Here is a 15,291-nt window from a genome sequence, read left to right as displayed (position 1 = left end):
TTTGGCAGCGAAGCTGGGCACCGGCTCAGGGCAGCGGGCCAGCGAATCCGGCTCGGGATTAAAACAACGCGCCCGGCAGACGAGGCATGCCGGGCAGCGCAAAAAAAGCAGGGAACCCGGCCGGCGGGCTCCCTGCTTTTCTGGAGTGGGTTACTTACGGATGCCCAGCTCCTTAATGATGGCGCGGTAGCGGTTGATGTCGCGCTGCTGCAGGTAGTTCAGCAGACGACGGCGCTTACCAACCAGCTTGAGCAGGCCCAGACGGGTCGAGAAGTCTTTCTTGTTGACTTTCAGGTGCTCCGTCAGGTGCGAGATACGCGTGGTGAACAGGGCAATTTGCGATTCGGCCGAACCGGTGTCGGTTTTGGTCTTGGCAACGCCGTGCTGTTCGAAGATAGCCTGCTTGGCTTCGGTAGTGAGTTTCATCGGCAGATAGGGAAGGAAGTCCCCGTCTTGGATTAAAAGTGTGAAAAAGGTATACGCCGGCAACATAGCTAGGCGTGGCGCAAAGGTAAGAAAATATTCAACCCGTTGGGCTAAACCCAGACGGAATGATTCGGGCAAACCGCATTAAAAAAGGCGTTGGCCGGGTAGCTACCCGGCCAACGCCTTTCATCTTCAGCGGCTCCACTTCTACCCTGCCGTCGTCACGGGCGCGGGCTTGCGTGCAAACCACTTCGGCAGCTTGCGCGAGAGGCGCAGCCAGAAATCAACCTCGAACAGACTGGAGTCGCGGCGGGCCTGGTAGAGGAAGAACAGGCCGGCGGGCAGCAATACAAAGTTAGATAGCCACATGCCCACCGCAATTGGCATCACCCCTTCCCGCCCGGACTTCTCGCCGATGATGGACACGACGTAGAAGATGATGAAAAAGAGAATGGAAACCAGCACCGGCACGCCCAGCCCCCCCTTTTTGATGATGGCTCCGAGTGGGGCGCCAATCAGGAACATCACCAGAATGGCCACCGACTGGGTGTATTTGCGGAAAATCTCGATGCGGTAGTTCCCCATTTCGCGCACCGTGCTCCCCAGTCGTTCGGAATAGCTGGTCATGAAGGACTGCATGTTACGCGCCCGATTTGCCGCCGATTCGTAGATGACCGTATTCAAAACGGGCATCTTGGCGTTGGGCACCTGCCAGGAAGCAGTGCGCTGGGCTTGCCGGGCGCCGGTGGTATCGAAGCGCTGGTAGAGGAAGTACGGGTTCATCTGCACGCCCGTCAGCTGCCGCTCCTTCTGTAGCTGCTGGCTCATCGAATCGACAAACCCGTGCAACTGCGGCAGCGTGAGCATGATTTTGTTGTCGGCAAACAGCTCGGTTTTGGTACGCCCCAGCCGGAACGACGCCAGGGAGAAGATGATGTCGGTGCGGTCGAACTTTTGCTGCACGAAACCGGCCCCGGCCCGGTCGCGGGCGGTGGGCTGCTCCACATATTTGCGGCCGTTGTGCAGCTCCAGGGCCAGGTACTGCCCGCCGTAGCGGGTGGCCATGCGCCCGGAGTCGGCCAGCACCATGGCTACGTTGCCGCTGTTGCCGCTGTGGTCGTAGATCATCACACCGTAGAGCTTCTCCCCGTTCTCCCCGGCCTTGCGGTTGACCTTAATAGTATAGCCGGGAATGCCGTTGTAGAACACGCCGGGGCGAATGTCGAGGGCCAGTTTCTGCTGGCGCACGTCCCAGAGCAGGCTGTAGGCTTCGAGGTTGGCCTTGGGCACGATGGTGTTGTTGAACCAGAAGGCAAAGCCTGCCAGGGCCGCGCTGAACAGCCACACCGGCCGCAGAATGCGCAGCAGCGACACACCGGAGGTCTTGATGGCCGTCAGCTCGTGGTGCTCCCCCAGGTTGCCGTAGGTCATCAGCGAGGACAGCAGCACGGCCAGCGGCAGCGAAATCGGCACGATGAGCACGCTGAAAAACATCAGTAGCTGCAGCAACACGCCGGCGCCCAGATCTTTGCCCACCAGGTCGTCGAGGTATTTCATCATCGTCTGCGTCAGGAAGACAAACTCCACCACCGCAAACGTGAGCAGGAATGGGCCAATAAAGGCCTTGAGAATCAGCTTATCGAGTTTCTTCATTGCTGGGCAGAGACCAGTTTTCGGCTATCAAACGCCGAAAATGGCCGCAAAGGTACGCGGCCCGGCTGCCGGCCGGAAGCCAGTAATTAAAAAAGGAGCGGTTGCGGCCCGTGTCGGGCCGCTCCGCTCCTTCTGCAAACCGTGGAATGAAGTAAAAAGTCGCTCAACCGCCCACCAATTCCCGCAGATTCTGCATGAGGTTGTCCCACATTTCCTGCAGCTCTATATCATCGGTTTCTTCCGAGTAGTCCACCACGCGCACGAATACTTCCTGCGTCAGCTCCGACGACTCGATGGTGAAATCCAGGTAGTTGGCATCGGGCATGTGGCGCCGCTCCGGCCCGAGGAACACGAAGCGCACCGACCGGTTGGTGCGTTGCGAGGTTATTTCAGCCAGGTGGGGTTGGTTGTCCCACACGAAGTTGAAGATGTGCTGGTTGACCATCTGCACGTCCTGGCAGAACCATTGACGCAGCCCGGAGGCCGACGCGAGGTAAGGGTACAAAATCTTGACCGAGGCGTTGACGGGGTACTCCTGCACGAACCGGTGTTTGGAGCGAGTAGCGGAAAGGGGCATAGGGCAGCGAGAGAAGCGAAAAAGTAGTCTAGCTGGCAATCAGCCAGATTGGGGAGTTGCGGCAAGATACACGGCTTTTTTTTCCGTCAAAGCTTGCGCAAGGCGAAATCTTCGCTTTACCTTTGCACCACCAAAACAGGGCGGGGTAGCTCAGTTGGTTAGAGCACAGGATTCATAACCCTGAGGCCACGAGTTCAAATCTCGTCCCCGCTACAAACGAAAATTGCCGGCTTGAAAACAAGCCGGCAATTTTCGTTTGTAGCCTTAATCAAATTTCTCAGGCGATACGTCCTCGAATAATCGATCTATAAAATCAATCTGTTTTTTACTAAGCTTACCATTAGACGACTTAATTGCATTGACTTTTAGCTGCTGCTTTTCAGTAATACGTTCTTCTTTATTATAAACGACTAGGCTTACTCCTAAGCCATCAGTCAATACACCATAAAGCGCCGAATTTCTATTCTTATCTAGATATATAATCAAAGGAGCGGGCTTTTCTTTAAACATGATCTTTAGAGTAGTGCACAAGTAATCACTAGCTTCTCCGTCACTTTTTACAGCCAAAGATTCCAACTCTTCAAGCTGAGTATCACTTTCACTACGTAGCCAAGTATTTTGCAACACATCCACGGAATCTTGGAATGGGATGTCATTGGTTGTATTAGCTGATGCATCGTAGGGCAGTCCGTCGATAGTCACATCGGCTTTTTCGGCAGTACTGCTACCTATATTTTCCATTTTTTGATTATGACAAGAAGTGATGAGGCAGCACAGAAAAACAGATTTTGCAAGACTCATTCTCATTTTCTATTCCAATTAGGAAACAAATCTTTAAGCAGTTGTTTAAATTGTTCAGGATTTTTATCGGCCGAATATTCACCTGGAACTAAATATGACGTAGTCCAGCTCGATTTCCCTTTTGAATCAGTACTCTGTTCAACATGTGGCTCTAAGTCATCTACAACTTTTAAAACCCCACCCAATTCATCAGGATTGTTTTTTTGCAGGTTGTCCGTTATGGCTTTCAGCCTTACCATGTCGGCATCAAACGCTCGTATGCAACCCCACGTGCGAACAAGTTGAGGATTTTTAACAGGAGTCCATTTCCCAGTTCTTGGATCAAACTTTTCCTGTTGACCTCCATGAACCCTGATAAGGTCTCGACCAGTATCAACAATCTCGCCTGTAAGGGGATTAAGTTGCAGCCTTGGGTTAGGCCCGTAAGAATCCCGATTTTTTTGTAATTCTTTCTCCGTCCCAGGACTACCTGCAGCTATAAATCCGGCCTGATCTGCGTTTGTCCACATATTTTTGTTTGGAATATCATACACGCCGGTCGGTGTATCAGCCTTGTTCACCTTCCTATCCCGTCCTCCGGTTCCTTCTACCCTTACATTGAATCGATAAACTTCTTTCCCATTGCAGTCCGTGACCACAGCGACGCCATAGCCGTACTTACTTCTGTCTTTGTAAGTGTGGACCGTTATATCCCATTGCCCGGTTGGATCCATCCTCAATAAAGGATTATTCCGAACATAGTTATAGGGACCAAAGCTGAAGTATGATTCGGTCATTGGATCAGTGGTAGCCCACCGACCTACTTGGGCATCGTACATGCGGGCACCATAGTGGTTCCAGCTAAGCCCAAATTCATTTTGAAGCTCGGTACTATTATATAAGTATTTATTGGAAGCATTTTTAGCCAGCCCCGCCAAATCTAACCCAAACGGGTCGTAGTGATTCTCCTGGACCACGAGTGTAGGTTTGTAACGGATGCTGATGTCGTCGAAATATACGTTAGCATCACTCTCGTTTCCGACGTAGGCTTGCACGTAGCCGTCCTTTGGAACGGTTAGGGCAACAGTTAACCGCTGATAGCCGGTGGCGGCGGCGCTGGTGAGCTGCTGGGTGTAACTGGTGATAAAGCTCGAGTCCTTGTCAAACACCAAAACGCGCAGGTAGCCTTTGGGGACGCCGTTGCTGAGTTGGGTCAGCTGCGGTACCATGGCCAAGCCAATGCCGAGGAAGGGCAGTGGCCGGATGCGGGAGCGGCCGTCGCCGGGGGCGGGCGGCGCTACGGGCTGTTGCAGCAGAGAGGCCACAAAACCCAGCAGCGAGAAGCCATAATTGGTGTTCCGAGCGGGCTGAAAGTAGCGGCCGAAGGCTTCCACACCAATTTCATCGCCTTTGCGGACCGGAATCATCTTGAGCGGTCCGATGGGGGTACCGGCAGCGGCATTCAGACGCGCCACATGGTGGCCACCGGCGGCGTCAGCAGTCTGAAAGCGTGTTTCCCGAACGTAATCGAACTGCGCTTCCTCCTGATCGGCCAGGGCGGGCTCCATGGAGGCACGGTAGGTAGCGCTGTCGCCGGGGCGGAAGGCGATACGCAGGTTACCGAGGTGGTCTTTGATGGTGAATTCGTAGGTGTAGCGTGTGCGGGCCTGCCCAGCGGCGTCGCGCTGCACGAAGCGTAGGGCGCGTCCTTCGCTCGTAGTCAGCCAGCGCAGCGAGTCGCCCTCGTACTGCCAGGGCCCGAGGTAATCGGTGCGGATGGTAGGCTTACCAGCTTCGGTGGCCAGCTTGGCTACCTTTTGCCCCGCGGCGGTATAACGAAACTCCAGCTTGTTGCCATTGTGCCACACGATGTGGGTGGGCAGGTGCAGATGGTTGTAGCGGATGCTGTCGATGCCCTTGTTTTGGTCGCGGGTGAGCGAGCCGACGACATCGTAGGCGTAATCGGGCTGGGGGCTGCCGGTGGTGGCGCCATCCTGAAAATCGGGACGCGTAGGCTGCGCACTGCCAAAGACCGTGGCGACGGGTGCCAAATCATCGACGCGTAGCAGGCGGTTGCTGGCCGAAATCGGGGTGCTGGCGTCGGGTTGGTAGCGGTAGCGCAGGTTATCGATTTCGCCGTAGCGCCGCGGGGTGGTGCGCGAGGCTTCCTGCACAAGGCCGCGGCGGCGCATAGTCAGTAGGTTGCCGTTGGCGTCGTAGCTGGCCGCCCAGAAACGGTAATTATCACGCTCGGCGTTCCAGGTGCCGGCGGCGTCGCGGGCCACAAAATCCCCCTGCATGACGCGGCTAAGCAAATCGTAGCGGTAACCGTAGGCGCGCTCGGCTTGGTCGGAAGCCGTACGCCATTTCTGCCCGGCAATGTTACCGTTGAACTGGTTTTGCCGGAAGCCATAATCGTAGCAAAGCTCCAAGCCGAACAAGTCGGGCCGCTGGTTGGCCTGCGGCGTCAGGCGGGCGTCGTTGACGTGGGTCAGCCAGCCGCGGACGTTGTAGCGATAATCCACGGTCTGCAGGGCCGTCTGAGCAACGGAACCACCCAGTTTCTTCTGCTCCAGCTGCCCCAACTCGTTGTAGGCGTTGGCAGCAATGGTGACAGGGTCTCCCCCATCCAGTTCCTGCCTGGTTTCCAGCAGGCGGCCGGTGTGGTCGTAGAATGAGGTTTCGCGCACGGATACTGGGGCGTGATTGGGGCCCTGGTGTACGCTGTAGCTAACCAAGGGCTTCCCTGACCAATCGTAGCGGGTGGTGAGGACATCTTGCTGCCCCCGGGCATTGGAGCTTTGGACCTGAATGGGCCGGGCTTTGTCGTCGTAGAAGGTGACGGTAGTCTGCCAGGCGCCGGGGTTGGAGGCAGCTACGCCCAGCACCCGTACCTGCGTGCGGGTGGGCTGGCCGGTGACGCGCAAATCGGGTGCCGCCGCGGCTCCACCCAGCTGCGCATCGTACTGGGTAGCGTAGCTGGCGTCAGCGGAGCCGTTGCGGTCGAAATCGTAGGAATCAAAATGATTGAGAGTGAGCAATTGCGTGCCAGCCTGGAGCTGCCCGTTGGCCCGCAACCTGGGAAACGCCCGGTCGGAGTAATGACCCAGCTCGGCTGCAGTAGCGGCGGCGCTGGAATGCTCTTCCCACTGCGGCGCCGAGGCCCGGGCAGCTTCCGCGGCTAAGTCAGCGCGGGTCTGGCCGGGGCGCGTTACCAGCGCGGTCAGTACCGGTCGGCCGCTGGCATCGTACTTGGTGGCTACCCACTCGGCCCGGGTGCGCTGCGCAGCGTCTTGCACCAGCACGGGCTGGTCCAGTTCGTTGTAGACGGTATACTGGTAGCCGTCGGTGTCAGGCACGAGCTTTTCCACCAAGCGGCCCTGCTCGTCGTAGTGGTAGCGAAACAGCAGCCGTTCCACGCCGGCTCCGTCGACCTGCCATTGGTGCCGCCGGATGAGTTGCACGGCGCGGGGCGGCAGCACTGCTCGCAGCCGGCCGAAATCGTCGTAGATGTAGTAGGTATTCAGCCAGCTGGTGCGCTGGCCAGAAGTGGCCTGGGCTACCTGCTTCAGCACCACTCTCCCCTCCAAATCCGTGAATTCGCGGCTCATCTGCCCCTGCTCGTCAGTGGTTTGCTTCACCCATAGCGAACCGTCGGGATAGGGCTGAGCATCGAGCACCAAGTCTTCGCGCTCGGTGCCGTAGCCCGGCGTCCAGCGCCGGACGGTGTCTTCACTGGCGCGGTTGGTGCGTTCCAGATAAGCCACGGTGTGGTTTTCCAAGGCGCCGAAGCGCCAGGTTTCGCCCGGTGAGGCCTGCCCCAAGACCTGCCCCCGCGGCGAGGCTTCGAAGCCCGTCTCGGCAAAGGGGACGCCCGTGGGGAGCATGGCAGCAGAAGCCGGGTTACGGTAGAAGTTGTACTGCTCCCGCAGCGCGTTGGGCCGATAGGCGCCGTTCTGGGCGCTGCCACCCGCGGCGCTAAACGGCAGATACTGCCGGGGCTGCCGGTTTTGGGCGTCATAGGCCCGGGGCTGCACCACGTCGCGGCGCGCCGGCGACTCCTGCCGCCCTACCGTCTGCAACGCCCGGCCCAGGCCATCCAGGTACTCAGTAGTCGTCTGTACCGAATCGACGACGGCCTGCCGCAAGCGCTGCGGATTGGTGTACGGCGCCCGGGCTATGTAAGTCCGCACATAATTCACCGAGTCGACAGCTCCGGTGCGGTCGGCTGGCTCGAAAGCATCGAGGGGCCCGGGCGGGCTGCTGTCGTTTGGCTCGTTACGGGCGGCTATGGAGTAAGGCAGTATGGACACATACAGCCCCGCCGAATAGAGCGTCATCCACGGCAGCCAATCGTTGCTGACTTTGACGCGGTACTCCCCTTCCACGGCTTCGCTGGCACCCGGCAGCAGCAGGGCGTCGGCATCGGGCCCAGGCACGACATCCACCCAGAGCATACCGATTTTTCGCTGCCACTGGTAATGGTTGTGGCTACCACCGAACGGCCGCCGCAGCCACGCCCTCGTGCCGGCCACCACGTATTGCGTATCGACGGCCGCCGGGGTACGCTGACCGTTATCGAAGTACTGGTACTGGCCTGACCCGGGATTGGTCAGGTTGGCCTCGTAACTATCAAACTGCAGGTAGTTATTGGTCAGGCCTACCTGTAGGTCGGGGTACCCCAGCGGGCTGCTGAAGCCCGGAATGCCCGTCAAATCATTATTGTCGATGAACAGCTGCCAGATGCCCTGCTGGGGCCAGGCCGTAGCAAAACTATCCGGCAAACGGCCACTCAAGCGGTTGTCCTGCAGTAGCAGAAATCTGGCCCGCAGCCCATCCGGAATGGTCCCAGTCAGTTTGTTACGGGCTAAGTTGAGCCGGTAACGCAGCACACCTTGCCCCCAAGCCGCGGGAATGCTTCCCGTAAGTCGGTTATCGTCCAAATCGAGCGTGGAGGCTAGGCCACTCCAGCTAACCGGCAGCGTACCGCTCAACTGGTTGTAGCTGAGCCCCAGCTGCACCAAATTGGTACAGCGGCTGAGCGAATCGGGCAGCGGGCCGGACAGCATGTTGTTGCCGGCTTGAAAATAAGCCAGTTGCTGCAAGCGTCCCCATTCGTTCGGAATAGCCCCAGCTAGCCGGTTTTGTCCGAGGTACAACTGATTCAGCTGACGCAAGGCGTGCCAAGCCGCCGGCAACGGCCCAGTCAGCTTGTTGCTGGCCAGGTTCAAGCTGATCAGGTATTGCAACTCTCCAAAGGTAGTAGGCAGGCTACCCGCGAGCTGGTTTTCGGCCAAGTTCAAGTGCCGCAGTTGGCGCAGCTCGCTTAGGCAGTCCGGCAAATCACCGCGCAGACCGTTGCTGGGCAACGATATATGCGCAATGTCGCCGTTGTATACATATACTCCGAGCCAGGTATTGACATCCGACAGTCGGTTCACCGGCTCAAGCCAGTGGTCCGTTCCGTGGCTGGCCCAAGCCGGCCCACCGGTGTGATGGTAAAACTGCCGTAAGACCCGCAGTTCGGTGGAATCGGGCACCAGTCCTTCTGTAGACTGAGCCATTCCTGGCGTGATTATGCCGGCCGATAGCAAAGCTACCGCCAGCCACGTGCCAGGACGGCACGCGGTGAGTAAACATTTCAACATAAAAAGAGGGCTTTAAGGACGGGCGTAATGGTATTCTTGCTCCGCGAGAAGGCGTCCCTGCTCGTCGCGTGTGCGTAGCAACCGGCCGAGCGCATCGTACTCGTAGAAACTGATGCGGCCGCTCGGGTCGGTTTGCGAGGTCATGCCCACCAGCGGGAGGTAGGTATAGCTCGTGACGCGGGCCTGGGGCAGCGCCGTCCGCAACGGCGCTAGCAGCTGCCGCACTTGCTCGTCGGTACCAGGGTTAGGGCCCTGCAGGCGGTCGAGCGTAGCCTGCGACAGCACCGTCTGTACCTGCGCATAGGTCGCGTTTTCGATCTGCGCTATGACGTGGGTGCGATTGTAGCCCCAGACGTAAACGGTTGCAGGCAAATGAGGCTTTAAACGCTGTTGAAGTAATCCCGTCCGCAGCTGATACGTTATACTATCGTCGGCTCGATACCGAGTGTCGCTCTTAAAACCCATGTAGAAACCATTACTTCGGGTTTCGGCATTGGGCATTGCCACCGGTCTAGTCAGGTCCAGTGCCCAAATGCCAGCCGGACTGCGCCACTGCGGGTCATACAAGTTTAATAGACCTCCTACCAACACCGAGTCTTGCCCGGAAAGCGTTGAACGCCAATTCTGAGTTTCGATAATTGGATTGAAGTTGTGTACCTGTAGCGCACGCACAACCGGTAAAGTAGGACTATAGTCCGCTAAGTATTTGTACCGGCTTATATGCCATCCTGTTGCAGTGCGCGTAGCTTGTCGGACCAGCCGCTGTTTGCGGTAGCCGCTGAGAGTGACTTGAACGAGCGAATCACCACGTTCGTCGTAGCGCGTATACTCTGAGCGCCGAATTGAAGCAAAGGAAGCCCAAATATCGAAGCCCTGTGCACTGTATTCATCAGCATTAGCCGTCACTAAGTTTTGGACCGACATACGCAGACGTAGTGCAGGAAAGAACCGAGCGCTGTCACCTGAGTACCAGTGACGCTCCTTCTCAGCTAATTGTACTCGTTGAGGCTGTCGAATGTCATGCCGATAAGTACGCCGCCCAGTTGGTGTTACTTCCTTGAAGAGTGAAGGCAATACGTCGAAATCATGCACGATATATCCCTCTCCACTGCCCAGTAGCTCCGTGACGCGGGTGTTGTAAAACACATGCCGGTTGTATTCGTTACCTAACCCTGTGTTATCAGAGGAAGTCTGTATACAAGGGCATGTGACGCTTTGAGTGTTGTTATCCGGCATCAGTTGAATACGCTGAAATGACTGGCGCTCAAAACCTGGCTCCCCGGTTGCACTCAAAGGCAATAATGAGCGGCCGGTTGGTATATCACCTTCCGTATATTGGTAGCGACGTACGAGTGGCGTTGCGCCAGATGCTGTCGTAGTGACTTGACGCACTCGGATGCCGGGTCCCGGTGCCGACGTCATGCGAAGAATATAGGGTGCTGATATGTCAAGTGAGGAATTAAATTCGGTTCGTTCACAATACAATGTAGCTCGATAAGTACCAGGCCCCAGTTCAAATTCAAAAAGGCGTTCTGTATGCGGCTCAATGCACTTGTAATTGTAACTAGCTGTAAGGTCCGTAACTAGAGAGTCGCCTCCTGGTAGAATTTTCCAAAGGTTGAAATCCCGTTCTCTATTGGAACCTCCACTGCCTACTCCGCCACCATAATAGGGTTGACGACTAAGCATAACCGAGACGGTCCCGCTATAATGCACTTGAAACGTACCCGTTGCAGTCTCCAGCGTATTAGGTGGAGTCTGACTAGTATAGCCTGCAGCTAGTTGTAAAACGGGCGAAGAATTGCGGATTTCGATGACCTCGTCGAGGGCCAAGACATTGGCTTCATAGTCCAACATGGTGGTACCACCGGTAGGGTACGAGATACGGCGAAGCGATCCAAGCCGTGAAAAATTAAAGTTAGGATTACGAACCGCTGCACGTATGCCCAAGATAGGATCCGCCAGCAAGGCTGATTGGGTAGTTTCAGTATTAGCGTCACTTATATTACCATTACCTCCACCGTTATTGATGGCGCCGTTATAGTATCCCCAATGATCTTGAGCTACGCTTTGCCTGATTGGAAACTCTTCACCATCACCAGTTTCATAAGCAAATAGGTAGGCAGGCAAACAGGTACCTGCTGCGCACTCTTGCACTCGATCCAAGCGCATAACCGGATCTAGGCTGGACGAATTTTCAAAGACTGACTGGAACAATGTAATAGTTTTTCGCTCGCGCCTGGGGTAATCACCCAGCAGCCTCACCCGGCGCAGTACGCCATTTGTCAAGCTACGCTCAAGCACTAACCGAGCACCACGAGTGGTAATAGAATCTAGGTACTGGGCTTGTATGTGCGAACCCAAGGTTTTGACATTATGTATTTTATATGCCCCGACAGTCGTATTGCAACGGCTAGCAATATCTTGGTTGTCGCCCATAAATAATTCGCCCACCGTCTGAGCCCATCGCATTGGTGGAGTGTAACCGCGTCGTGTATAATGCAGTCGAATGGTATCTGAATTATCACCAGAAATAACGCGGGTCATTTGCCAAGCGCTGACGTAAGTACCGACATTACCAAAATTATTAGGGTTGGGCTGGGTAGTTTCAGTAGCACTAAACTCATAGCGCACCCCTTGTTCTGTAACAATAAGAAATGAGCCGTCAGAGCGGCGACGAACACGTAGAGGCTGTTGTGGCAATAATACTATTGATGTATCTAGCAACATAAACCGGCCGCTACCTCCGGGAAATTGGAAAGTGAATACGTCCGGTATCACATCAATATCATTGGTAGCAGCATTTTTTACATAAAGTGGATTGTTCAACCCAGCATTTACGGCTGCTGGCGAATAAGCACGCCAAGAAGGCATCATACCATCGGGTTGGCCGCCTAGTTGCCGGCTAATACTTCCACCAGCCTGCAATGACCAACCTAAACCAATAAGGTCATTGGAACGGTATACTTGAAGCCCTGTGTATGAATACCCTAAAGCTACAGGCAAGTTCAGTGCTCCGCTACTGATATCTGCTAACGGAAGCGAAGTCTGAGCCCCACCAGTAATCAAATCCACGTACCTCTGTTCGTCAACCCGCTGAAACGGAACAACAGTCGGCGACTTGGGAATCATGTACGACGGTAGTAAGTCGGGATTGGTTGGCGTTTGTGCTTCCGCCAACGGCAGTAACAATAGGCTGGCAACGAAAGCAGCCAAAAGCCTACCTGCTCTGCTTGCATTACATAGGTGTGCTAGCCCAATCGGGTATATGCAACTGCTATACAGCCGCACATCAGAACACCATTGGCTCAAGCGCGCTGTCTGCCGTGCGAGCAGAAAATAAGTAGCGTTGCCAGTGTAGGTTTGGGCTACACGTCCCAACATTAGCTCGGTGGGCTTGCCAGCGCCTTGCTTAAAGCCCGCTGCCAATGGCCGGCATGGTGCATCATCACCGCTACCTTTCCCGAGCAACAACCCTAAACGGGCGCGAGCTTTTCTGAGCCATCTGATTGCCAGGGCCCGGACCGGACGTAGCCGGTCAGCTTGAATGAACATAATTGTACTGGTGGTAGGTAAGAAATGCTTGCTGGGTTTTCCAGCACTCTGATCGAAGCTCAAGGCCACGCAGTAGCCAGCCATACTGCCACTTCAGCAGCCGACGGGGAAATGCAGTTCTGCGCAACTATGGGGAGCACCGGCTCTACAGCCGGTGGAGAAGTAAGTAAAGCGTGGTAGGCCGGAGCTACAATTGGCTCCGCTAAAGCTTTATAGTATGACCATTTAACCGTCAATGAAAAAGGTCAACCTACCGCGCATGGGGTATTATTTATTATAAAAACCTATCTATTGATTACTATTGGAACTGGTTTGGTAATGACTAGATACTCTCAAGTTCACGCCAACGGGCCAAGCACCAAAGGACATTTGTTTCGCTTCACAATTGATTCTACCTACTCTACGCCACAGAAAGCATCGTTATGAGGATCTTGAGCGCGGAATAGGATGAACAATAATACATCATTTGAATCATAATACAATCAAATGATTAAAATAATTTCAAATGATTGACAGCAACGCATCTGACCGCTTACAACAGTTGATACAACTGCTTGACGCAAAATCAGTAAGCCATTTCGCCGCTGCCATAGGCGTCAGCAGCACAGTGCTGGCCAATATGCTAGGGGGGCGCAAGTCTAAACCCAGCTTTGAAACGCTGGAGAAAATTAAGGCGGCTTACCCCCGGGTAAATTTGGAATGGCTGGTAACCGGGCAGGGCCAGCCTTTGCTCACGCCAGCTTCCTATGCCGCCCCGGAAACGGAAATGCAGGTGCAAGAGCCGGCGTATCGGCGGCTGGGCAAACCTGCTGCCCCGGAAGAGGAGACTGCGGCAGCTCTGCAGGAGTGCCGCAAAGAGCTGGCGTTCTGGATAGAAAAAGCCAACACTTACAAGCAACTAGCAGAAGACCGACAAACCATTATTGAGTTGATGAAAAAAGCCCAGAAATCCTGACTCGCGTCACTTGCATACAAAAAAAGCCCGGCCAAAACTGGCCGGGCTTCTTCATTTGCGGAAGTGGAAAGCTTAGGCTTTCACTTTCTCCACGATGCCTTTGAAGGCTTCGGGGTGGTTCAGGGCGAGGTCAGCCAGAACTTTGCGGTTCAGGTCGATGCCAGCCTTCTTCAGGCCGCCCATGAACTGCGAGTACGACAGGCCGTGGATGCGGGCACCAGCGTTGATACGCTGAATCCAAAGAGCACGGAAGTCGCGCTTCTTGGCTTTCCGGTCCCGGTAAGCGTAAACCAGACCTTTCTCAACCGCGTTTTTGGCAACGGTCCAGACATTCTTGCGGCGGCCGAAGTAACCTTTGGCCAGGCGCATTACCTTTTTGCGACGGTGGCGCGAGGCCACATTATTGACGCTTCTTGGCATAACCTACTTGTTTTTGGCGGCCGGTGCCTCCCTCATTCTGAAGGGGCTTGGCGAATAACCGGACGCCGGGTTGAAAAAATGTACTGCGGGAGCTTCAGGCCACCGCTTAGAGGACCAGCATGTCCTTCACCCGGTTCATGTCAGCAGAGCTAACCAGGGTGACATGGGTCAGGGCGCGCTTACGCTTCGTGCTCTTCTTGGTCAGAATGTGCGACTTGTACGCGTGCTTGCGCTTTACTTTGCCCGTGCCGGTCAGCGAGAAACGCTTCTTGGCGCCGGACTTGGTCTTCATTTTCGGCATTGTGAGAAAGGTTGAAGTGGTAAAACATCGGCGGCCGGCTGCCTAGGGCCGGCTCGCCTGAACAACGGAGCGGCTCACGCCGCGCTGGAGTAACTTATTCGGCGGCTTCGTTGGAAGCGGCAGCTTTCGGGGCCGGTGCGGCCTTGCCTTCTTCCTTCGGAGCAGCGGGTTTCGGTGCGCCGGCCGGTTTCACTACCACGGCCTTGGGAGCCAGGTAGAGAAACATGCGCTTGCCTTCGAGCTTGGGCAGCTGCTCCACTTTGGCCAGATCCTCGAGGGCCTGAGCAAACTTGAGCAGCAGAATCTCGCCGCGCTCCTTGAAGACGATGCTACGGCCCACGAAGTGTACGTAAGCCTTGATCTTAGCTCCCTCACGCAGGAATTCCTGAGCGTGCTTGAGCTTGAACGCGAAGTCGTGGTCGTCGGTGTTGGGGCCGAAACGAATTTCTTTGACCACCACCTTCGTCTGCTTGGCCTTCATCTCGCGGGTGCGCTTCTTCTGCTCGTACTTGAATTTCGAGTAGTCGATGATGCGGCACACCGGCGGTACGGCCGTGGGCGAAATTTCCACGAGGTCCAGACCTTGCTGCTCCGCCATGCGGCGCGCCTGATCGGTCGGGTAAATGCCCTGCTCCACGTTCTCGCCGACAAGGCGGATTTCGCGGGCCGTAATCTTGTTATTGATTTTGAACGGCTCCTCCACTTGACGCGGAGGGAGGCGGCGGTTAGGGGTTCTGATAAGACTTCAGAGTTTAGGTGAAACTTGGTCGGGGCAAACGGCTGAAAGCGGCTGTAAATCAGCGCCGCCAACTATTTGAGCGGGCGAATATCCGGCAATTTTCCCGAACGACAAAATTCAGCCCACTGAAAACCGGGTTTCCAGCGGGCTGCATGGGTTTTAACGGGGTTGGGGCGGGATTAGTTCGATTTCGCCACGTGTCATCCCACAGTGCAGCCGAGGGTCCTTCCTTGGAGC

General features: G+C 55.6%; 9 protein-coding genes, 1 tRNA gene and 1 pseudogene. 2 read left to right on the top strand and 9 right to left on the bottom strand.

What is annotated here, in order from left to right:
• Positions 1–150: 150 nt before the first annotated feature.
• The 3 genes from rpsO to EJV47_RS23330 all read right to left on the bottom strand — a co-directional run bounded on the left by rpsO (position 151) and on the right by EJV47_RS23330 (position 2,656).
• On the bottom strand, positions 151–426 hold the full coding sequence (gene rpsO, locus EJV47_RS23340; RefSeq protein WP_126695621.1) for a 30S ribosomal protein S15: 276 nt from the start codon (positions 424–426) through the stop codon (positions 151–153).
• A gap of 207 nt (positions 427–633) precedes the next feature.
• A complete protein-coding gene (locus EJV47_RS23335; protein ID WP_126695620.1) occupies positions 634–2,079 on the bottom strand; it encodes an LptF/LptG family permease in 1,446 nt (481 codons plus the stop codon).
• 163 nt (positions 2,080–2,242) lie between these two features.
• The gene (locus EJV47_RS23330; protein WP_126695619.1) at positions 2,243–2,656 is read right to left on the bottom strand and encodes an START-like domain-containing protein; all 414 of its coding nucleotides are present in this window, start codon (positions 2,654–2,656) and stop codon (positions 2,243–2,245) included.
• A 139-nt stretch (positions 2,657–2,795) separates the two neighbouring features.
• On the opposite strand from EJV47_RS23330, the gene EJV47_RS23325 reads away from it, so the two are divergent.
• A tRNA-Met gene (locus EJV47_RS23325) sits at positions 2,796–2,869 on the top strand.
• Positions 2,870–2,920: 51 nt separating this feature from the next.
• On the opposite strand, the gene EJV47_RS23320 is transcribed toward EJV47_RS23325, so the two are convergent.
• From EJV47_RS23320 to EJV47_RS23310, 3 genes are read right to left on the bottom strand one after another with little or no spacing between them, the layout of a single operon-like run.
• On the bottom strand, positions 2,921–3,463 hold the full coding sequence (locus EJV47_RS23320; protein ID WP_165903902.1) for a hypothetical protein: 543 nt from the start codon (positions 3,461–3,463) through the stop codon (positions 2,921–2,923).
• Positions 3,460–9,084 (bottom strand): DUF6443 domain-containing protein, encoded by a 5,625-nt coding sequence (locus EJV47_RS28965; RefSeq protein ID WP_126695617.1) that lies wholly within the window; start codon positions 9,082–9,084, stop codon positions 3,460–3,462. Before EJV47_RS28965 ends, EJV47_RS23320 begins: the two co-directional genes overlap by 4 nt.
• Before the next feature lie 12 nt (positions 9,085–9,096).
• Positions 9,097–12,639: an RHS repeat domain-containing protein gene (locus tag EJV47_RS23310; RefSeq protein WP_165903901.1), complete on the bottom strand. Its 3,543-nt coding sequence runs from the start codon at positions 12,637–12,639 to the stop codon at positions 9,097–9,099.
• Positions 12,640–13,144: 505 nt separating this feature from the next.
• Between EJV47_RS23310 and EJV47_RS23305 the strand changes: the two genes are divergently transcribed.
• Positions 13,145–13,594 (top strand): helix-turn-helix domain-containing protein, encoded by a 450-nt coding sequence (locus EJV47_RS23305; protein ID WP_126695615.1) that lies wholly within the window; start codon positions 13,145–13,147, stop codon positions 13,592–13,594.
• A gap of 72 nt (positions 13,595–13,666) precedes the next feature.
• Here EJV47_RS23305 and rplT read toward each other — a convergent pair whose 3' ends face one another.
• From rplT to infC, 3 genes and pseudogenes are all read right to left on the bottom strand, one after another.
• Positions 13,667–14,014 (bottom strand): 50S ribosomal protein L20, encoded by a 348-nt coding sequence (gene rplT, locus EJV47_RS23300; RefSeq protein WP_126695614.1) that lies wholly within the window; start codon positions 14,012–14,014, stop codon positions 13,667–13,669.
• 106 nt (positions 14,015–14,120) lie between these two features.
• Positions 14,121–14,315: a 50S ribosomal protein L35 gene (gene rpmI / locus EJV47_RS23295; RefSeq protein WP_078013514.1), complete on the bottom strand. Its 195-nt coding sequence runs from the start codon at positions 14,313–14,315 to the stop codon at positions 14,121–14,123.
• A gap of 184 nt (positions 14,316–14,499) precedes the next feature.
• Positions 14,500–15,054, bottom strand: a pseudogene (infC, locus tag EJV47_RS23290) (translation initiation factor IF-3); the annotation flags it as partial.
• Positions 15,055–15,291: the final 237 nt, after the last annotated feature.

This window comes from Hymenobacter gummosus, assembly GCF_003970915.1.
Lineage (GTDB): Bacteria > Bacteroidota > Bacteroidia > Cytophagales > Hymenobacteraceae > Solirubrum > Solirubrum gummosum.
Note: the sequence above shows the minus strand (reverse complement) of the source record. Positions and strands in the feature narration are given on the sequence as shown.